Origin of the sequence: Henriciella mobilis (genome assembly GCF_003576285.1) — a bacterium.
GTDB classification, from domain to species: Bacteria; Pseudomonadota; Alphaproteobacteria; order Caulobacterales; family Hyphomonadaceae; genus Henriciella; species Henriciella mobilis.
Window position 1 is genome coordinate 582,327 of record NZ_QWFX01000016.1, and the last position, 17,357, is coordinate 599,683.

The window sequence follows — 17,357 nt, forward strand, 5'->3', positions numbered from 1 at the left end:
CGCCAGTCATGAGAAAAACCGCGACATGTCTGCCGATCGCCGCGCTGTCCACCGATGACAGGGCCGCCTGGACATCCATGCGCGCGCAGGACGACGCCCTGGCGAGCCCCTACTTCTCGCTCGATTACCTCACGGCGCTGGACAGCGTCTATCCGGGGGTCGAGGTGATCAGGGTCACCGAGGCGGGTGCGCCCCTCGCCTTCCTGCCCTTCCGGCGCGACATGATCGGCACGGGCCGTGCGCCCGATGGCCTGCTCGGGGATCTGCACGGAGTGATCGCAGCGCCGAACACAAGCATCGACCTGCCGGCCACGCTGCGCCAGTGCGGGCTCGGCGGCTATGCCTTCTCTGCGGTTCCCTACCAGCAGGCCCGCCATGGGCTCGCCGGCGCCGCAGGCGAAGGCAATCAGGTCATGGACCTCACCGGCGGGTATGCAGGCTATCTTGCCGAACGCTACGAGGCCAGCAGCTCATTCCGCCGCACCCACCGCAAGATCGAGAAACTGCTCGACAGCGGTGAGGTTCAGATCACCCATGACACGTTCGACGAAACCGCCTTCCGCCGGCTGATCGAGCTGAAGCAGGACGGCTATGCCAGCGCCGGACATTTCGACGTGTTCTCGCTCGGCTGGCCCGAAGCGCTGCTGCGCCGGCTCGCCGGATCGTCCACCGGCGATGTGAGCGGCGTCTTCTCGATCATGAAAATCGGCGGAGACTTCGCTGCGGCCTGCTTCTGCATGCGATCGCAATCGGTGCTCCACTACTGGTTCCCCGGTTATGAAAAAGCCTTCTCGGAGAGCAAGCCGGGCCATGCCATGCTGTTCAGCCTCGCCGAGTGGGCCGCAAGCCAGGGCATTCGCGAGTTTCATCTCGGCCTCGGCAATGTGCAGTACAAACGGCAGATGGCCAGCTACGCAGCCCCAGTGCGTGCCGGGGCGGTTGCTGTCGGCGCACCGCAGAAACTGGTCGCCGGCTTTCACGCCTGGAGCAGCCGTCGCGAAGCCCGCCGGCAGCGGCTTGGCCCGCTGTCGGCAAAGCTGGCGAGAAAGCTGGAGCGGGTCTCCATCGTAGGCCGTCTCGGCGCCTGAGACATTCTGTCCCGCAATCGCGTGACTTTCCGGCACGGCAAGTGTCTTTTGTTAACCAAATATCGAAGGTCTTCACTCATAAGCTCAAGCTATTGATTTTTCGGGGCGGAGACTTGGTCATGGACGCGAAAAGCAAAAAGGCTGTGGGGGCCGGAGAGGAGACGGGCGTACGCAAGTCTCACAAGGACGTATACGATCTGGCCGGTCAGGCCTTCCAGATGATAGACCGGTACGAAACACCGCCCTATCCCAGCACCTACGCCCTCTGGTACGCTTATGTCTCGCGCTCGAACGAGAAACTGGTCTCGACCGTCGAGGAGATGCTGGAGCGCGGCGGCGCTCTCAGCGCCTACGAAATCGACGAGGTCTGCAAGACTCACCTGTCGGACTCCGACGCACAGGCTGCGCAGCAGAATATCGGCCGGCAATTCGAGACGCAGCTCTCCGCCGTGCTCACCATGATCCAGAAGAGCGTCAGCGACAATGAGAGCTTCGCCGAAGTCCTCGACAAGATCGAGGAAGACCTGCCGCAATCGGTCACGGCCGACCATATCGACACCATCCTTCAAAGCCTGATGGTGGAAAACCGCCGGATGGCCGAACAGAGCCAGGCGCTGAATGACGGCCTTCGCCAGTCGCAGCGCCAGATCGAACAGCTCAACCGGGAGCTTGAGGAAGTCCGCAGCCAAAGCATGCGCGACCCGCTGACCGGTATCGCCAATCGCAGGGCCTTCGATGCCCGCCTCGCCGCGGAACTGAATTCAAGTTCGGAGGATAACAGCCAGCTTTGCCTGGCGCTGGCCGACATCGACCACTTCAAGAAAGTGAACGATACTTACGGCCACAGGGTGGGCGATGAAGTGCTGAAAGTCTTCGCCACGATCGTCAGCGAAAACATCAAGGGCCAGGACATGGTTGCGCGCTATGGCGGTGAGGAATTCGCCATCATCCTGCCGCGCACCGATGTACGCAGCGCCTTCAACCTGATCGACAAGATCCGCCAGCAATTCGCCAAGACGAACCTGATCTTCAAACAGTCCCGCCAGGGGCTCGGCCAGATCACCTGTTCCTTCGGCATTGCGAGCTACCGTCCGGGTGTCGATGCCAAGACCTTTGTCGAGCAGGCTGACCGCAAGCTCTATCTCGCCAAGGACCTTGGCCGGAACCAGGTCCAGGCTGACGGCCTCACACAGGCTGCGGCCTAGGCCGGGGGCTTAACCGGAGGCGAGCTGGCCTTCGGAATGGATTGCCTTCTTCAGCGCCTCGCGCGCCTCCTGCAGCGCCTGTTTCTTGCGCCCGATCACCTCACGCACCGCATCGGCCTGCTTCTTCAGGAAGGCCGCGCGGCCAAATTTCATGGCCAGCACGAAATCGGCATAATCGCCCTGTCCAGGATCCAGCGCGGACATCTCGGCTTCAAGTGCCGCCAGCCGGCGCTCCTCGGCGCGCAGTTCGGCGATGGCGAGTGCATGAACCTGCTCGGCCCGCTGGCGTTTCAGCGACACCAGCTTCTTCAGCGTCCTGTCAGCCTGGGGCCCGGCCATGCTCACAAATGCTCCTTGAGGCGTTCGGCGAAGCTGATCGCGGCGGCGACGGCGGCGAAGTGTTCAGGATGGATTTCCTCGTCAATCTCGACAAGGCGGTAGATCGAGCGTGTCGCGGGCGGATCGCGGTGGATCGGGATGTTGTTGTCCAGCGCGATCTCGCGGATCTTGGCGGCGAGATGGTCGACGCCCTTGGCGACACAGATCGGCGCGCGGCTGTCGTCCGGGTCCCATTTCAGAGCAACGGCATAGTGTTCCGGGTTGACCATGACGACCGTGGCATCCTTCACATTGCCGAGCATCTCGCTGCGGGAGATCTTGGTCGCCTTCTCGCGGCGCTGCTGCTTGAGCTGCGGGTCGCCTTCGGACTGCTTGACCTCCTTCTTGATTTCTTCGCGGGTCATTTTCAGCCGGTTGGCATGGAGCTGCTTCTGGAGCGGCAGGTCGATAGCGGCGAGCACGAAATAGAACGCGGCAAACAGGGTGAAGAGCAGCATCACCTGCGCGAAGGTGAACTCGAACATCTGGCCCTTCTGCACGGCGCTTGAGCCGTAATAGCTCTGCACGAAATGCCAGAGGAAGATGGCCGCGATCAGTCCCGCGAACAGCATCTTCGCGGTGTCCTTGAGGAAGTCGAGCAGGCCCTTGGGGCCGTATTTCTTCTTCAGGTTCTCGGCGGGCATCAGCTTCTTCATATCCGGCTTGATCTTCTTGGCCGAGAAGGCAATCGCCCGCTGTACGACAAGCGCGGCAAGAATGAAGGCGAAGACCAGGATGAAAAGCGGCGCGAAGCTCATCAGCACGCCGATGAGCCAGCCCTGCGCAGCCTGTCCGCCGCCAGCGAAAATGTCATTGGAGTAGCTGTCGGCATGATAGAACAGCGATGACATCTTGGAGAAGGCATCATTGGCGAAGGTCGCGCTGTAGGCGAAGGCTGCCAGGATGATCCCGGCGAGCAGCGCGAAGGCATTGGCCTCCTTGGACTGCGGCACATCCCCTTCCCGGCGCGCCTCGCGCAGGCGCTGCTCGGTGGCCTCAAACTCCTTTTCACCGCTCTGTTCGTTGTCTTCGGCCATCGCCTCCCCCTACAGCCAGCCGACAAGTCCGGGCACACGTTCCATCCAGACCGTGAGCATGGTGACAAGCGAGATTGTGAGCAGGATGAGACCCGCCCCGATCATGAAGGGCGCGCCGACAAAGGCGACCATCAGCGAAGGCAGCGCCTTGTTTATGAAGCCCAGGCAGATGTTGTATAGCAGGTTGATCGCAACGAATGGCCAGGCGAGCAGGATCGCGAAATTGAACGCGTTGAAGCTGCTGTTGATGAGGAATGTCACGTCGATCCCGGACAGCGCCCCGGCCGGTATCTCGGCATACATCTCGGCCAGCCTCGCAAACACGCTGAGATGGTAGTCGGCCGACAGCAGCAGCGCCGTCCCGGCCATGGACAGCATGTTGGCGGTCAGCGTCTGCGCCTCGGTCTCCAGCGCGATGCCCAGCATCTGCGACAGGCCGATGACCTGCGCGATGATGGTCCCGGCAATTGACAGCATCCAGATCGACAGGCGCAGCGCGACCCCGAGGAAGAGGCCGATAATGGCTTCGCTGAACAGCAGGCTGAAATAGTCCGAAAAGCCGTCCAGCTGCGGGCGCGGGATAACACCGGCAGCGGCAAAGGCGGTCGATATGGCCAGCAGCACAGCCACGCGCGCCCGCATCGGCACGACCTGCTCGCCAATGCCCGGCATCAGGAAGACAACAAAGCCCAGCCGCGCGACGATCGTCATGAAAAGCGCGATCCAGGCGGTGAATTCAGCGGTGAGATAGCCGCTATCTGGCATCAGACCACGCCGACAATGTACGGCTTGCTCTTCGACCCGATCTCTTCATAGGCGAGCACCGAATTGCGGATGCCCTTGCTGGCCAGCACGGTCTGCAGGAAGCGGCGCCGGCGCGAGGAGGTCGCGACCGCAGCGACGACGCCCTTCTGCGCGGCTTCGTTGAGCTTGGACTGCACCGAATTGGTCAGCTCACCGAACAGTTCCGGCGGCAGGGCGATGTCGGAATGGCCGTCATCGCGGTTGATCTCATGCTCGGCAAAGCGCTGCTCCCAGTTGGCGCCGAGCTGCAGCAGCGGCAGGCGCCCCTGCGTGTCCTGCAGGCGGTCGACGATCTGGAAGCCAAGGCGCTGGCGGACCATCTCCACGATGCGCTGGGGATTGTTCGACTGCGATTTTACCTCGGCCACGGTCTCGATGATCAGGAACAGGTTGCGGATGGCGACGCGCTCCTCGAGCAGAAGGCGCAGCACGCTGAGCAGGAGTTCCGGCGAGACCTTGCCCGGGATGTATTCGTCGAGGAAGCGCTGGTTGGCGGCGGCGCGCTCGCTGTCGCTGATCCGGGTCAGCGCGTCGAGCGTGTCGAGCATCACCATACGGGTGAAGACCAGCGAGAAATTGTTCTGGATGACTTCCAGCATGTGCGTGGCGAGCACTTCGGTCGCCTCGATGGCGGGCACACCGGCGGCGGCCAGTTCCTGCTTCTTGCTGTTGGGCAGCCAGCGGGCATCGGCCTTGTAGACCGGCTCCTTCACCTTCTCGCCGGAGAGATGCGGCAGCTGGCTGTCTTCCATCAGCGCCAGCACCGAGCCGGGGCGCAGCGTACCGCCATCGACCTTCACCCCCTGGATGCGGATCCGGTAGTCGTTCTTCTTCAGCGTCGGATTGTCTGTCATGCGGATCGAGGGCAGGACGAAGCCATATTCCTCGGCGATATAGCGGCGGATCTTCTCGATCCGGCTCTCGAAGCCGCCGGCCCCCTGCAGGGCCATGCTGACCAGGTCCGGGGCGACTTCCAGGTGGATTTCATCGGCATAGATGGCATCGCCGATCTGGGCAGCCTTGGGTGTTTCGGCCTCTTCCGGCTCTTCGGCTTCATTGGCCTTGGCGTCGGCATGCTGGCGGATCATCCAGGACGCCGCACCAAACCCGCCGGCGGCGAGCATGAAAGGCACAAAGGGCAGGCCAGGCAGCAGGGCGAAGGCCGCCAGGATGCCCGCAACGATCATCAGCGCCGTCGCATTACCGGCGAGCTGCTTGCCGAGCGCCTCGTCGATCGCGCCATCGTCGCGGCCCTTGGACAGCAGCATCGCGGCCGACACCGAAACGATCACCGACGGGATCTGCGAGACCAGGCCGTCACCGACGGTCAGGATGGAATAGTTGTTCAGCGCCTCGGTGAAGGAGAGCTGGTGGCTGAACATGCCGAAGCCGATCCCGGCCACAAGGTTCAGCGCGGTGATCAGCAGACCCGCAATCGCGTCACCCTTCACGAATTTCGACGCACCGTCCAGCGAGCCGAGGAAGGCGGCTTCTTCCTGTTCCTTCTGGCGGCGCTGCTTGGCTTCTTCGTGGCTGATCGCGCCGACGGCAAGGTCACTGTCGATGGCGAGCTGTTTGCCGGGCATCGCGTCGAGGGCAAAGCGCGCCCCGACTTCCGCCATCCGGCCTGCACCCTTGGTAATGACCATGAAGTTCACGATCACCAGCACGCCGAACACGACGAGGCCGACAAACAGATTGCCGCCCATGATGAACATGGCGAAGCCCTCGATGACCCCGCCGGCCGCATCGGTGCCGGTATGGCCTTCGCTGATGATCAGCTTGGTCGATGACACGTTGAGCGCCAGCCTCAGGATCAGCGAGGCCAGCAGCACGCTGGGAAAGGATGAGAAGTCGAGCGGCTTCTCGATGAAGATCGAGGTCGTGAAGATCAGGATGGCGAAGGCGAAGGATATGGTCAGGCCGATATCCATGACCCAGGCCGGAACGGGCAGCACCATCACCAGGATGATCAGCATCAGGCCGATGGCGAGAAACGCGGTCGGCTTTGACAGATCAAAGAGTTTGCTCTTCGGCATGGTGCGCCCTTGGCCCTAGCTGCCGACCAGCGGCAGGATGGAATTGTTGAACAGGTCGAGCGCGATGCGCGTCATGTAGCCGAGCGTCAGGAACAGGACGACGACCACCGCGAAGATCTTCGGCACGAAGGTCAGCGTCATTTCCTGGATCGAGGTCAGCGCCTGCAACAGGCCGACCACGAAACCGAGCACCAGCGTGACCGACAGGATCGGCAGGCTCATCAGCACCGCCGCCCAGAGCGCACTCCTGAGAACCTCGAAGATGGCAAGTTCAGTCATGCCGCCCCGTCAGACCGGCATCCGCAGGAGTTCCTGATAGGCCTCGACCACCTTGTCGCGGATCGTCACCGCGGCATCGAGGACAAGTTCGGCATTCGCCAGGGCTTCCACCATGGCGTGCGGATCGGCGCCGGAGACGGCCGTATCGATGGCCGCCTTCTCGGCGCCCTGCACGGCGTCCTTGAAGTTGGCGAAGGTCTCGGCGACCTCGTTCTTTCCGGCGTCCTGCTGCGGCGCGGCCGCTTTGGTCTGCGCCGATTTGACGGAATTCAGTGCGGCGTAAGCACTGAAACTGACATCAGCCATCTAGCCCTCCTAGCGTCTGAGAATGTCGAGCAGGGAGCGGTACATCGACCGGGCCTGCTGGAATGAGTTGAGGTTGGCCTCATAGCTGCGGTTGGCTTCGCGCATGTCGGCCATTTCGGTGACGACCTGGACGTTGGACATCTCGATATATCCATTCTCGTCGGCCATCGGGTGGGTCGGGTCGAGGCGGGTTTCGCCCTCGGACTGGTCAAGTTCGACACGCGCGGCCCGGAAGGCGTCGGCGCCGGTCGAAAGCTCGTCGAGGACGAGGAATTTCCGCTTGTAGCCGGGCGTATCCACGTTCGAGATGTTCTGCGAGGTCACATCGAGACGCTTGGTCTGCAGGTCCATGCCGGCGAGCGCCTGCATCATTGTAGCCCTGAGTGGATTCATGGTTCAGCCCTCTCTAGATCTTCCGGCCGAGCGCGGCGCGCAGCAGGTCGAGTGACTTGGTGTAAACGGTCAGCGCAAGCTCGTGCTGGCCGACGGCGTCGACAGCCTTGAACACTTCCTGCTCGATATTCACGGTGTTGCCGTTGGGCGATGCGCCGGTCTCGACGTCGAACGTCTTGAACCGGGTCGCCTCGCCGCCCGCAGCCTCGGTCGAGCTGGTGCGCGTGAGATAATCCTGGAAGGATTCAATCTCGCTCGCCTTGTAGCCGGGCTCGTCGGCATGCGCGATGTTCGTCGCCGCCACTTTCTGGCTTTCGGCGGAGTGCCGGGCCATTGCGCTGTAGACTTTGAAGATGTCGAGATTCGAAATCACGGCCGGAATCATCCTGGTTAACTGTTTGGAAAAACTGCCTGTCTAATTTGAACAAAAAGTTAATGAATCTGCGGGATTTGTTTACGTGTTGCATTTGACGTCACAGACCAGAGACAGCCTGTTCCAGCTTTGGGGGACAGTAACGGACGTGTCGCCGGGCATCATCCGCATTGCGGGCATCAGCCAGTCGGCGGGCATCGGCAATGAAGTGTCGCTGATGACGCCGGACGGGCCGGTGCATGGCGAAATCCTGAATGTAAGCGACAATCGGGCAACCGCCCTGCTTTTTCGCGATTCAGATGCGATCCGCATCGGTGACCGGGTCAATATCGAGCGCGATGCGCGGGTCACGCCGGGCGATCACTGGCTTGGACGGATCGTCAATTATCGCGGCGAAGTGGTCGGCGACGACCAGCCCCTGCCCCCGCCCGGCCTGAAGAGCCGGCGCCTGCATGCCGCCGCACCGTCCGCCCATGCGCGAAAGGGCCTTGGCGAGCGCCTGAATACGGGCTGGATGATCACCGATACCGTGCTTCCGATCTGCCGCGGCCAGCGGCTCGGCCTGTTTGCCGGCTCCGGCATCGGCAAGTCGACCTTCCTGGGCGGGCTCGCTTGCGGGCTGCAGGCTGACCGGGTCGTCGTCGGCCTGATCGGCGAGCGCTCACGCGAGGTCGGCGAGTTCTTCAACCGCACGCTCACCCCCGAGGCGCGCGAGCGCACCGTGATTGTCGCGGCGACGGCGAGCGAGCCGCCCGGCGCAAAGAAACGCGCCGCCTATTGCGCCATGGCGGCGGCCGAACATTTCCGCGACGAAGGCCACCAGGTCCTGCTGCTGTTCGACTCGATCACGCGCTTTGCCGAAGCCCATCGCGAGACCGCGCTGACGGCCGGCGAAACGCCTGCACTCAACGCCTTCCCGCCATCGACGGTGCGCACCATCGCCGAGCTGGCCGAACGGGCCGGCCCCGGCACGGATGCGCAGGGCGACATCACGGCGATCTTTTCGGTGCTGGTGGCGGGCTCCGACATGGAAGAGCCGGTCGCGGACATGGTGCGCGGCATCCTCGACGGGCACATCATCATGGACCGGCGCATCGCCGACCGCGGCCGCTACCCGGCCATCGACATATTGCGCAGCGTGTCGCGCTCCCTGCCGGGCGCGGCGACGGACGATGAGAATGCCCTGCTGCGCGACTACAGGCGCTACCTGTCGCTCTATGAGGAGATCGCGCCGATGCTGCGGGCCAATCTCTATGAACGCGGCCACGATGCGCAGGGCGACCGCGCCATCGATCTCTTTCCGCATCTCGACGGCTTCGTTTCGCTGAAGAATGACGGCGACATCCCGCTCGCCTTCGACCTGATGAAGAGCCTGCTGAACGCCGGAAAGCCGGAGCCTGCGCCTAGCGGATCAGGCTCAGAAACAGGTTCTCACTCGCCTGGGCGCCAAATCCTGACCCGCCCAGGAGGGTAAGGGCCGCATAGCCCGGCGTCGTCGCTGACGGACCGTTATTGATGGATTCCATGGCGTGGAAGCGCTGGATGACCTTGTCGATCTTTTCCGGCTCGGCCAGCTGCGAGACATCGGTGATGCCGATCTTCGACTGCAGCTGTTCCTTCAGGATCTCCGCCTGCCGGTCGATATCTAGCTTGGTGAAATCCTTGGGCAGGCCGAGCGCGGTTTCCATCACCGTGCGCATCGGCACATTGCCGAGCAGGCGGTAGAGCTTCGATTGCTCGCTGGAGGAGGTCCCGGCGATGCTCTCGATCCTGTTTTCATAGTTCAGGCTGAGGCGCATGCTCTGATTGACCTCGCCGACCGCTTCGCGGAAGGCCGCGCTCTCGAACTGGTCGGCAAGCGCTTCGGATTCATCGCTGGTCAGCGCGAGCTTGGTGCCGAACAGTTTGAAGGCCTTGGAGAAGTTCGTGTAGTCGGGATTGTTCAGCCGCTGCAGGAAGGTGCTGGCCGGGTCGGCCGCCTCTTCCATGACCTTGCGGATGAAGCCGCCCTTCCACTCCTCGCCGCCAAGATCGAACGCCGTCAGCGAGATACGCAGCAGGCGCTTGTCGGACAGGAAGTCCTCCAGTTCAACAGGCTTGGAGAACTTCTCGAGGAAGTAGGAGCGGTCATTGGCGACCGTCGAGCTTTTCGTGAAGCCTTCGAACTGGCGGTCATAGGTTGCCTGCAGCAGCTTCCAGCCGCCGTAACCGGTCAGGGGTATGGCCGGCTGGTACATCGGCCTCAGGCGACCTTGCGGTGCATCATCAGTTCGCTGTGGTGCAGGAGTTCCGCCTCAAGGGCGATGACCTGCTTCAGGTGGCACAGCGCGGAATAGTAGTTGCCGCGGCCGATCATGTCGCAGAGCGACGGGATGAGGCGGGCATCAATCGTCGAGAAGGCGTCTGCCAGCGCGTCGCACTCCTTCTGCAGGGCCGGAAGGACGTTGTCTTCCTTCAGGTCGCCCGTGATGAGGAGCTGGATGGCGTAGTAGACCTGCTTGACGGGCGTATCGACCTCTTCGGGCCTTAGGGCGTCGCGGCAGCGAAGCACGCGCGCATCACCATCGGTGATCCGCAGGCTGCAGGGTTTGTCACCATTTTCGAGCGTGGCGCCGTTGATCACAACGCGTTCACCCGCTGCAAGTTTAAGCACGAGACCGGACATCAGGCTGCATTCTCCTCCTGGGTTGCATTTGCTTGGGCCTCCAGGCCCAGCATGATTGTCTGATTGATATCGACCAGATCGGCGAGCTCATCGGATCCAGCCAGCACGCGATAACTGATGCGGCGAACGGACTCTGCAAGCACGATCAGGCCGCGCTTGAGGTCTTCGTTGAGCTGGTTTTCCGGGCTTGCCAGGTCGGTCGAGAGAACCGTCCAGAGCTGGAGGTTCCGGTCAATGGCATCGGCCCACTCGGAGGGGGCCGGATCGTCAGTCTGTGAAATTTTCTGGAGCGCCTGAGTGATCTCGCTGAACAGGGCGTATTCGACTTGCTTGTCGCTTGCCGTGCGGTTTGTAACTTCGCCGTACGCCTTGTGTGCCAGTTGCTGCATTTCCACTCACTTCGACTCAAAAAGAGACCCGGGCGCCAGAAGCGCCCGGGCCCATTGTCATACTACCGGAAGAGCGACAGGAGCGACTGCGGTGCCGAGTTGGCAATCGACAGCGCCTGCACGCCGAGCTGTTGTTGGACCTGAAGGGCCTGCAGCTTTGCAGAGGCCGCTTCAATGTCGGAGTCCGTCAGGCCGCCGACACCCGAGGTCAGGGAGTCGATCAGGGTCGAAACGAATTCCGATTGGTCAGCGATACGGCTCTGGGCCGAACCGAAAGCAGCGGCCGCGTCGATGGCGGTGTCGAGCAGGCTTTCGATCGAGGTCAGAGCGGACGTTGCGCCGGCGTCGGTCGTGACGTCGATGCTGGACAGGTTGCCGAGGCCGCCTGCGCTGGTGCCGGCCGTACCGCCCGTTGCAGATTCAGCCGTGATGGTCAGCACGCCGCCAGAGTCGTTCTGGACCGTGATGACATCGTCAGCGTAGGACACCGTGTAGTTGCTGTCGCCGGTTGCATCCAGGAAGGTCTGCATCTGGTTGGCGAGGTTGGCAGCAACCGAGTTCGCGCTGTCGGTGGTACCGGCAACGTATTCGAAGGTGCGCTGGCCAACGCTGTTGGTCGTACCGGAGTCGTCAAGGATGACGCGGTAGGAATTGCCGTCAGCGACGCTGGCGATCGTGATGTCCTGGGACGCCGTGTCGGCGACCGTGTCGGACGTACCGGCAGCCGTGCCGCCATTGTTGATGATCGAGGTGTCGGTAACGCCGGTAGAGCCGAAGGTGGCACCGGTTGCCGTGTTCGAGATCGAGAGATCCTGACGGGCGATGTCGATATAGGACGCCGAAACCGTGCCGGAAGACGAACGGTCGAGCGAAGCCAGGATCGAGACGTCAGCCGTGCTGGAACCGTCAACGAGGTTCAGGCCCGAGAACTGGGCAGCGCCGACCACGGACTGGATCTGGGCAACCTTGGCGTCGATGTCGGTCTGGATTTTCGAACGGTCGACGTTCTGTTCCTGAGCGGACACGATCAGCGACTTGACGTCCTGGACGAGGCTCGTGACGGACTCGGCAGCCTTACGGGCAACGCCAACGGTGGACGAGCCGAGGTTCAGCGAGTCGGAAATCTGCTTGAAGCTTTCCACGTCGGTCGACATGACCGTCGAGATGGCCCAGATGGCTGCGTTGTCTTTTGCCGACGCGACTTTCTTGCCGGTCGAGATTTCGGATTGGACAGCCTCGAGATTGCGGTTAATGCCGCGCAGGGTCTCGAGTGCAACCATTGCGCTATTGTTGGTGATAATACTGGACATCAGTTTTTCCTTATTGCCAGCCCGGACACGTTGCCGGCTGAATTGTTTAAACTCATGTCATCCTGACAGCGGGACAGCCCCGGGAACCCTTCTTGGTTCATCGCTGAATAGTTGAGGCAAGTGTACAAGGAGTTAACCAACTAAACTTTCTTCAGATAACCGCCGGTTGCGTTTCGGAAAGGCGTCTGGCCGCCCGTCGCATTGTAAGCGCCGACATATGCGTTTTCTGTACGTGCGCCGATCCGGTCGATGGCATTGCGAACGCCATTGCGCACAGCCTTGAAGTGTTCGGCATTCTCCTTGGCAAGCGCGATGATCGCCTCGACACGCCGGCGATGGCCGTCCTGAAGACCCGTCGCGGCGCGGTTAAGCACAACATCATCGAAGACTTGCAGGGCCGACATCTTCTCGCCGACCAGAGCGGCAGTCTCACGCGCCTGGCCGCGCATCAGCAGCTCGCGCTCATGCACAAGAACGGTTTCAAGCGTTCCGATGGCATCCTCAATCACGTTCGCCTGCATCGACTGCTGCCTCCGTATTCAATGCTGCATAAGTCTGCCCTGCCCTGGACCCGACCGGGTCGAGCCCGAGCGGGCTGCGCCGGGCGATGTCCTCGGCAATTGATTCGATCATGAACTGTGTGAAGGCCGCCGCAGACTGGCCGCCTGATTGCGTCATCGCCTTTTCAAGGCCGGTATGGCGCAGCATCTCGGCCCAAAGCATCTTCTCGAACCGGATGCCGAGTTCCGAGCGCTCGTCGGCAGGGACCGGTTTCGGCCTTTCGCCGGCCGCCGGCCCGGCGCCTGATTGCACTGCCACTGAATTTATAAAGTCAGCCATGTATCCAACCAGAGTCTGCTGTGCCCGCCGGAGGCCGCCAGAAAAGAGCGCCGCGTTAAGGCATATTTTACTCGACGTGCGGCAGCTTCGGTTAAGAGAGCCCTAACTCAGGATGAGAAATGGCGAATAGCGTACACACCAAGATGCAAGGTCTGATCGACCTCATCTCAAGGCCGAGCCGCCCCCCAAATGCCCCCGCCCAGCAAGGCGACGCGTTCCGCAAATCCATGATGGATCCGGATGGGCCGGCCCCCGAAAAAGCTACGACCGGGATGGCGCCGGCAGGCGAGCAGGCCAGCTCCGGCAAGGCGGCATCGAGCGATCTCAACTGGGTTGAAGGCGATGCTGGCGCCATTGAGGACGCTGCACAGACAGGCAAATCAGACGGCGCTGCGTCTCCCGAAGAAACCGTGAAAGCTGAAGCTGAGGATGCGGCTGCGGCCGCTTCCGCCGACCTGGAGGACACACCGTCCGAGACGGGCGATCGCGATGAAGCCGGTGCGCAGGCCGAAACGGCTGTTGCAGCTGTGTCAGCCCCGGCAACGGCCGCGCAGGCTGAAGGGTCCGCTGACGAGGGCGACGGATCAAAAGAGACAAAGGCGAATCACACGCCACAGTCCGGCACCCCGCTTGTGTCCCCGGACAAGCCATCTGAAGCCGCGCAGGCGATTGAGCCCGCGCAGACGATGGCACCAGCCGACCACGTTCAGGAAGGCGCCCGCGCGCCAGCTGACAGTCAGGTCGCGTCGCCGGCCGCGTCAGCTGCGTCCGGAACAGATGCCAAGCCAGCCCCTGTCGCATCCCCCGTCGCTGATGCCGAAGCGCCGGCTAACGACGTGTCCGCCGGAGCCTCCAGCAAGGGCGAGCAGCAAGCCGCCGCTGACCGCGGCCAACAGCCGGACCGGGCCGCCACTCTTCCTTACGCCGATCGCCCCTCCAGTGGCCCCTTGACCAATGAAACGGCCGCCGCGGCCGCATCGCCGGTCGCCGCCGCAGCCATCCAGAAAGACGCCAGCCGAGGCACACCGCCGCAAGCCAGTGCGCAAGCAGCCGCGGTTCAGCACGCCGCACCGCAACCCGTGCGCGGCGTCGAACAGGGCAAGGATAAGCTCGTCCATCCCGCTGGCGAGCGCCATGCCGACACCCTGACAGGTATCATGTCACCGGCGGCCATGACACCGCCGGAAGAGATGCTCGGCCAGCACGCCCTGTCCGATACGACGGGCAAGCCTGAATCGCTCTTCTCCGTTGCCCAGCCTGCAGCCGGCGCACCAGGACCTGCGATCAATGTCGCCAATGGCATCGTCCTTCAGGGCATGCAGACAAACGCGGCGATGATCGCCACGCCGCCTGAAGTGGTCGATATCGTCCGGGCCAAGCTCGCCGGGACGGATGGCAGCGACCGGATTACCGTGCAGCTCGACCCGCCGGAACTCGGCCGCGTCTCGATCGATTTCAAATTCGACGCACAACAGGGCCTGCAGCACATCACCGTGACGGGCGATACGCCCGAAGCCATGCGCCAGCTCCGCCAGCTGCACTTCCAGCTGGCGCAGGCGCTGGAACAGCACGGCCTGTCATCGCAGGACATGACCTTCCGCCAGAATTCCTCGCAGCAGGACCAGCAGCCTTCCGGCCGCCTCGCAGGCGGGCCCCTTTCCTTTGCCGAGGATGAGCTGGTGGCCCAGACCCTGACCGCTGCAAACCTTCCCAACCGCGCCCGGACAATCGCTGCGGGCCTGGACATCAAGCTTTAGAAAGTCGGCCCCATGAGCACCGTATCAGCAGCCAGCAATACGCAGGCGACCAGCCAGCAGCAGTCGGGCGTCGCCAAGGAGCCCGTCGTCTCGCCCGAGCGCTTCGGCGAGGAATTCATGAGCTTCATCCAGCTGCTGACCGCCCAGGTCCGCAACCAGGATCCGCTCTCGCCAATGGATTCGACCCAGTTCGTCGAGCAGCTCGCGACTTTCTCCAATCTCGAGCAGCAGGTCGTCGGCAATAAGAGCCTTGAGAGCATTGCGACCATGATCGGCGATCTCCACTCCATGCTCGCCAGCGAATGGCTGGGCCAGCGCGTGTCGGTCGAAACATCCTGGGTGCCCTATTCCGGCGATGCGGTCGATTTCGAGTTCGACCTCCCCGATGGCGTCGACAAGGCCGTCCTCGCCGTTGTGGATACCGATGGCGAAGCGGTGTGGAGCCAGGATCTCGACATGTCGAAGGCTGCTCACAGCTGGAACGGGGAGACCCTGACCGGCCAGAAACCGGCCACCGACACGCTGTTCGAATTCGGCATCTCGCTTTACCAGGACGGCCAGTATCTCGGAACGGTTGCGCCGCGCATTTTCACGGAAGTGACCGACGTCGCCAGCGAGAATGGAACAATGCGGGTCGGTACAACCTCGCGCGTGTCCGCCGATATGTCGGCAGTTCGCAAGGCCGAATAGGCCCGGGCCGCTTCCAGACCGGAATTATACTGGAATCAGACTGGAATTGTACTGAAAATAGACGGAAATCAGACTGTCGCCAGACCTTCTGTCTCCTCAGAGGTCCTGCCGCGCCATGTCGAGGATCAGGACGTTCTCGATCCCGGTCGAAAATGAATTCTGCAAATTGTTCAGGATCATGGAACGGATCGTTTCATAATGCTCGATACTGTTGAGCGAATTGAAGATCTCGTCATCCGCACTCAGCGTGATCAGCGTCGTCATGATGTTGTCGCGCAGCGCTGGCTCCTGCGAGAACAGGCTCTGCGAGGAGGCCGTGTCGATCTGCAGGTTGAGGTTCAGGATGACAAGGCTTTTCACCCGGTCATCCTCGATGATCGGAACGACAAATTCCCGGCTGAACTTGTAATAGGTAGGGGCGCCGGAGGTATCGCCTCCCCCATGCCCGCCCCCGCCGGAACTGGCACCGTGGCTATCCTTCTTGTCCTTCTTGGCGGTCTCTCCATGGTCGCCGCCTTTGGCGCCGTGACCATCATCGCTCCCGCCATGGTCCCCACCGCTCTTGTCCGCTGGCACCGTGTGCGCGGCGTCGGATGACCCGGACTTCAGGTAGACGGCCGCCGCCCCGCCTGCGGCGCCGAAAATGCCGGCTATCAGGGCCGGGGCGATGAGCTTCATCATGGTGGATCTACCTCAGAATGGGATAATGGCGTCGAGCACTTTGGTGCCCGCACGCCGTTCGACGGGTGCTGTCGCTTCCCCGCTGCTGACATAAGCCAGCTGCGCATCCGCGATCTTCTCATAAGACACTGTATTTGTACGAGTAATATCCTGCGAACGGATAACGCCGGACACTGTCAGGACACGAACTTCGTTCGACACCCGGGTCTGCTGGTAGCCCTGGATGACAAGGTTTCCATTCGGCTCGACCCCAACAACCCGGGCCGCCAGCGTGAAGGCAACCTTCTCGGCGCGGTTGATCGTCCCGGCCCCGTTGAGCGATGAGCTGCGGCCATAGTCGATACCCGGCGACAAGGTTGCGCCATTCGGTAGCGCGGCGCCGGCAAGGTTCGGCAGGCCGAACAGGGCGTCGATACTTGCCTCATTATTGGCATCGCGCGAGCGCGACAGGGAGCTCTGCAGGCTGGCCTGGTCGTCCATTTCAACAACAACGGTCAGCAGGTCACCGATCGCTTTGGCCCGGCGCATGCCGAGCAGGGCGGTGGGCGAGGTGGTCCAGAGCGAGTTCTTGTCGCGATAGGACTCCGGTTGCTGCGGCTGTGTGATCACCGGCATGGCTGCTGGCGGCGGCGGCATCACGGCAGCCTGCTGGCTGCCACCGGACGCGCATCCAGCCAGGGCGATTGCGGCAAGGCCGATCGTGGAAATGTGTTTCATTGTGCCAGCACCCATCCGTCTTTTTGAACTACGCCGTGCACCATCTGACGCGACTGGAGGTTCAGCACCGAGACGTCCTGATTGGCCGCGGCTTCGCCCATGGCGCGCCCGGTCATGGTGATTTCGAGGCCACCGCGAATGTACTTGATCGTGACCAGCTGGTTGCGGCTTACGAGGCGCGCGGGCTGGGTGTTGTCCATCGACACGGTCTGGCCCGCATAGACCGTGCGGCGGACTTCCCGGCCGATGACTGGATGATCGGCCGGCGCGGCCTCGCCAGCTTCGGTGGTGATGTTGGTTGGCGAAACCTGCTCGCCTGCGCGGATCACGTCTGTTGCGACGAAAGATGCGGAGGTGTTCAGGATGGCGGCGACACTGGCCGCGAGACTGATGAAGGCACTCATGG

Annotated in this window: 22 protein-coding genes; 5 read left to right on the plus strand and 17 right to left on the minus strand. The window is 62.5% G+C overall.

Annotation, left to right across the window (positions count from 1 at the left end; translation table 11 throughout):
- Positions 1 to 8 precede the first annotated feature (8 nt).
- Together D1223_RS18220 and D1223_RS18225 are read left to right on the plus strand one after the other, a co-directional pair.
- Positions 9 to 1,088 carry a GNAT family N-acetyltransferase gene (locus D1223_RS18220; protein ID WP_119377761.1) on the plus strand — a complete coding sequence of 360 codons (1,080 nt, stop codon included), beginning with the start codon at positions 9 to 11 and terminating at the stop codon, positions 1,086 to 1,088.
- A gap of 119 nt (positions 1,089 to 1,207) precedes the next feature.
- Positions 1,208 to 2,293: a GGDEF domain-containing protein gene (locus tag D1223_RS18225; RefSeq protein ID WP_119377762.1), complete on the plus strand. Its 1,086-nt coding sequence runs from the start codon at positions 1,208 to 1,210 to the stop codon at positions 2,291 to 2,293.
- A 9-nt stretch (positions 2,294 to 2,302) separates the two neighbouring features.
- Here the strand turns inward: D1223_RS18225 and D1223_RS18230 are convergent, their stop codons facing one another.
- The 8 genes from D1223_RS18230 to D1223_RS18265 are packed head-to-tail and all read right to left on the minus strand — an operon-like array spanning position 2,303 to position 7,902.
- A complete protein-coding gene (locus D1223_RS18230) occupies positions 2,303 to 2,632 on the minus strand; it encodes a hypothetical protein (protein ID WP_119377763.1) in 330 nt (109 codons plus the stop codon).
- Positions 2,633 to 2,634: 2 nt separating this feature from the next.
- Complete coding sequence (locus tag D1223_RS18235) at positions 2,635 to 3,708, minus strand: EscU/YscU/HrcU family type III secretion system export apparatus switch protein (RefSeq protein ID WP_119377764.1); 1,074 nt, start codon at positions 3,706 to 3,708, stop codon at positions 2,635 to 2,637.
- A 9-nt stretch (positions 3,709 to 3,717) separates the two neighbouring features.
- A complete protein-coding gene (locus D1223_RS18240; RefSeq protein WP_119377765.1) occupies positions 3,718 to 4,473 on the minus strand; it encodes a flagellar biosynthetic protein FliR in 756 nt (251 codons plus the stop codon).
- Positions 4,473 to 6,551: a flagellar biosynthesis protein FlhA gene (locus D1223_RS18245; RefSeq protein ID WP_119377766.1), complete on the minus strand. Its 2,079-nt coding sequence runs from the start codon at positions 6,549 to 6,551 to the stop codon at positions 4,473 to 4,475. The genes D1223_RS18240 and D1223_RS18245 overlap by 1 nt, the downstream gene beginning before the upstream one ends.
- 15 nt (positions 6,552 to 6,566) lie before the next feature.
- Positions 6,567 to 6,830 (minus strand): flagellar biosynthetic protein FliQ, encoded by a 264-nt coding sequence (locus tag D1223_RS18250; RefSeq protein ID WP_119377767.1) that lies wholly within the window; start codon positions 6,828 to 6,830, stop codon positions 6,567 to 6,569.
- Between the two features lie 9 nt (positions 6,831 to 6,839).
- Positions 6,840 to 7,136 carry a flagellar hook-basal body complex protein FliE gene (locus tag D1223_RS18255; protein ID WP_119377768.1) on the minus strand — a complete coding sequence of 99 codons (297 nt, stop codon included), beginning with the start codon at positions 7,134 to 7,136 and terminating at the stop codon, positions 6,840 to 6,842.
- 9 nt (positions 7,137 to 7,145) lie between these two features.
- Positions 7,146 to 7,529 carry a flagellar basal body rod C-terminal domain-containing protein gene (locus D1223_RS18260; protein ID WP_119377769.1) on the minus strand — a complete coding sequence of 128 codons (384 nt, stop codon included), beginning with the start codon at positions 7,527 to 7,529 and terminating at the stop codon, positions 7,146 to 7,148.
- Between the two features lie 13 nt (positions 7,530 to 7,542).
- Positions 7,543 to 7,902 carry a FlgB family protein gene (locus D1223_RS18265; RefSeq protein ID WP_233349533.1) on the minus strand — a complete coding sequence of 120 codons (360 nt, stop codon included), beginning with the start codon at positions 7,900 to 7,902 and terminating at the stop codon, positions 7,543 to 7,545.
- Between the two features lie 85 nt (positions 7,903 to 7,987).
- Between D1223_RS18265 and fliI the strand changes: the two genes are divergently transcribed.
- Positions 7,988 to 9,376: a flagellum-specific ATP synthase FliI gene (gene fliI, locus D1223_RS18270; RefSeq protein ID WP_119377771.1), complete on the plus strand. Its 1,389-nt coding sequence runs from the start codon at positions 7,988 to 7,990 to the stop codon at positions 9,374 to 9,376.
- Here the strand turns inward: fliI and D1223_RS18275 are convergent.
- From D1223_RS18275 to D1223_RS18300, 6 genes are all read right to left on the minus strand, one after another.
- Positions 9,306 to 10,139, minus strand: coding sequence for a DUF1217 domain-containing protein (locus tag D1223_RS18275; protein WP_119377772.1), 834 nt, complete (start codon positions 10,137 to 10,139; stop codon positions 9,306 to 9,308). The two genes, fliI and D1223_RS18275, sit on opposite strands and share 71 nt — an antisense overlap.
- Positions 10,140 to 10,144: 5 nt before the next feature.
- Positions 10,145 to 10,567: a flagellar biosynthesis repressor FlbT gene (locus D1223_RS18280; RefSeq protein WP_119377773.1), complete on the minus strand. Its 423-nt coding sequence runs from the start codon at positions 10,565 to 10,567 to the stop codon at positions 10,145 to 10,147.
- A complete protein-coding gene (flaF, locus tag D1223_RS18285) occupies positions 10,567 to 10,956 on the minus strand; it encodes a flagellar biosynthesis regulator FlaF (protein ID WP_119377774.1) in 390 nt (129 codons plus the stop codon). The genes D1223_RS18280 and flaF overlap by 1 nt, the downstream gene beginning before the upstream one ends.
- 62 nt (positions 10,957 to 11,018) lie before the next feature.
- Complete coding sequence (locus tag D1223_RS18290; RefSeq protein WP_119377775.1) at positions 11,019 to 12,266, minus strand: flagellin; 1,248 nt, start codon at positions 12,264 to 12,266, stop codon at positions 11,019 to 11,021.
- A 140-nt stretch (positions 12,267 to 12,406) separates the two neighbouring features.
- On the minus strand, positions 12,407 to 12,787 hold the full coding sequence (locus tag D1223_RS18295; protein WP_119377776.1) for a hypothetical protein: 381 nt from the start codon (positions 12,785 to 12,787) through the stop codon (positions 12,407 to 12,409).
- Entirely contained in the window at positions 12,768 to 13,106 is a 339-nt protein-coding gene (locus D1223_RS18300; protein ID WP_119377777.1) for a hypothetical protein, read from the minus strand. The genes D1223_RS18295 and D1223_RS18300 overlap by 20 nt, the downstream gene beginning before the upstream one ends.
- A gap of 119 nt (positions 13,107 to 13,225) precedes the next feature.
- Between D1223_RS18300 and fliK the strand changes: the two genes are divergently transcribed.
- Together fliK and D1223_RS18310 are read left to right on the plus strand one after the other, a co-directional pair.
- Entirely contained in the window at positions 13,226 to 14,863 is a 1,638-nt protein-coding gene (gene fliK, locus D1223_RS18305; RefSeq protein WP_119377778.1) for a flagellar hook-length control protein FliK, read from the plus strand.
- A 12-nt stretch (positions 14,864 to 14,875) separates the two neighbouring features.
- Positions 14,876 to 15,553, plus strand: coding sequence for a flagellar hook assembly protein FlgD (locus tag D1223_RS18310; RefSeq protein WP_119377779.1), 678 nt, complete (start codon positions 14,876 to 14,878; stop codon positions 15,551 to 15,553).
- Positions 15,554 to 15,649: 96 nt separating this feature from the next.
- On the opposite strand, the gene D1223_RS18315 is transcribed toward D1223_RS18310, so the two are convergent.
- The 3 genes from D1223_RS18315 to flgA are packed head-to-tail and all read right to left on the minus strand — an operon-like array spanning position 15,650 to position 17,355.
- A complete protein-coding gene (locus D1223_RS18315) occupies positions 15,650 to 16,234 on the minus strand; it encodes a flagellar basal body-associated FliL family protein (protein WP_119377780.1) in 585 nt (194 codons plus the stop codon).
- Between the two features lie 12 nt (positions 16,235 to 16,246).
- A complete protein-coding gene (locus tag D1223_RS18320) occupies positions 16,247 to 16,951 on the minus strand; it encodes a flagellar basal body L-ring protein FlgH (RefSeq protein ID WP_233349527.1) in 705 nt (234 codons plus the stop codon).
- Positions 16,948 to 17,355, minus strand: a complete 408-nt coding sequence (gene flgA / locus D1223_RS18325) for a flagellar basal body P-ring formation chaperone FlgA (protein WP_119377782.1) — start codon at positions 17,353 to 17,355, stop codon at positions 16,948 to 16,950. Before flgA ends, D1223_RS18320 begins: the two co-directional genes overlap by 4 nt.
- Positions 17,356 to 17,357 lie beyond the last annotated feature (2 nt).

Coding starts and splice junctions, on each gene's coding strand:
- D1223_RS18295 (WP_119377776.1), bottom strand. CDS start 12,787: ATGCAGGCGAACGTGATTGAGGATGCCATCGGAACGCTTGAAACCGTT.
- D1223_RS18315 (WP_119377780.1), bottom strand. CDS start 16,234: ATGATGAAGCTCATCGCCCCGGCCCTGATAGCCGGCATTTTCGGCGCC.
- D1223_RS18290 (WP_119377775.1), bottom strand. CDS start 12,266: ATGTCCAGTATTATCACCAACAATAGCGCAATGGTTGCACTCGAGACC.
- fliK (WP_119377778.1), top strand. CDS start 13,226: ATGGCGAATAGCGTACACACCAAGATGCAAGGTCTGATCGACCTCATC.
- D1223_RS18275 (WP_119377772.1), bottom strand. CDS start 10,139: ATGTACCAGCCGGCCATACCCCTGACCGGTTACGGCGGCTGGAAGCTG.
- D1223_RS18250 (WP_119377767.1), bottom strand. CDS start 6,830: ATGACTGAACTTGCCATCTTCGAGGTTCTCAGGAGTGCGCTCTGGGCG.
- D1223_RS18235 (WP_119377764.1), bottom strand. CDS start 3,708: ATGGCCGAAGACAACGAACAGAGCGGTGAAAAGGAGTTTGAGGCCACC.
- flaF (WP_119377774.1), bottom strand. CDS start 10,956: ATGCAGCAACTGGCACACAAGGCGTACGGCGAAGTTACAAACCGCACG.
- D1223_RS18310 (WP_119377779.1), top strand. CDS start 14,876: ATGAGCACCGTATCAGCAGCCAGCAATACGCAGGCGACCAGCCAGCAG.
- D1223_RS18240 (WP_119377765.1), bottom strand. CDS start 4,473: ATGCCAGATAGCGGCTATCTCACCGCTGAATTCACCGCCTGGATCGCG.
- flgA (WP_119377782.1), bottom strand. CDS start 17,355: ATGAGTGCCTTCATCAGTCTCGCGGCCAGTGTCGCCGCCATCCTGAAC.
- D1223_RS18255 (WP_119377768.1), bottom strand. CDS start 7,136: ATGGCTGATGTCAGTTTCAGTGCTTACGCCGCACTGAATTCCGTCAAA.
- D1223_RS18230 (WP_119377763.1), bottom strand. CDS start 2,632: ATGGCCGGGCCCCAGGCTGACAGGACGCTGAAGAAGCTGGTGTCGCTG.
- D1223_RS18225 (WP_119377762.1), top strand. CDS start 1,208: ATGGACGCGAAAAGCAAAAAGGCTGTGGGGGCCGGAGAGGAGACGGGC.
- D1223_RS18260 (WP_119377769.1), bottom strand. CDS start 7,529: ATGAATCCACTCAGGGCTACAATGATGCAGGCGCTCGCCGGCATGGAC.
- D1223_RS18220 (WP_119377761.1), top strand. CDS start 9: ATGAGAAAAACCGCGACATGTCTGCCGATCGCCGCGCTGTCCACCGAT.
- D1223_RS18300 (WP_119377777.1), bottom strand. CDS start 13,106: ATGGCTGACTTTATAAATTCAGTGGCAGTGCAATCAGGCGCCGGGCCG.
- D1223_RS18280 (WP_119377773.1), bottom strand. CDS start 10,567: ATGTCCGGTCTCGTGCTTAAACTTGCAGCGGGTGAACGCGTTGTGATC.
- D1223_RS18320 (WP_233349527.1), bottom strand. CDS start 16,951: ATGAAACACATTTCCACGATCGGCCTTGCCGCAATCGCCCTGGCTGGA.
- D1223_RS18245 (WP_119377766.1), bottom strand. CDS start 6,551: ATGCCGAAGAGCAAACTCTTTGATCTGTCAAAGCCGACCGCGTTTCTC.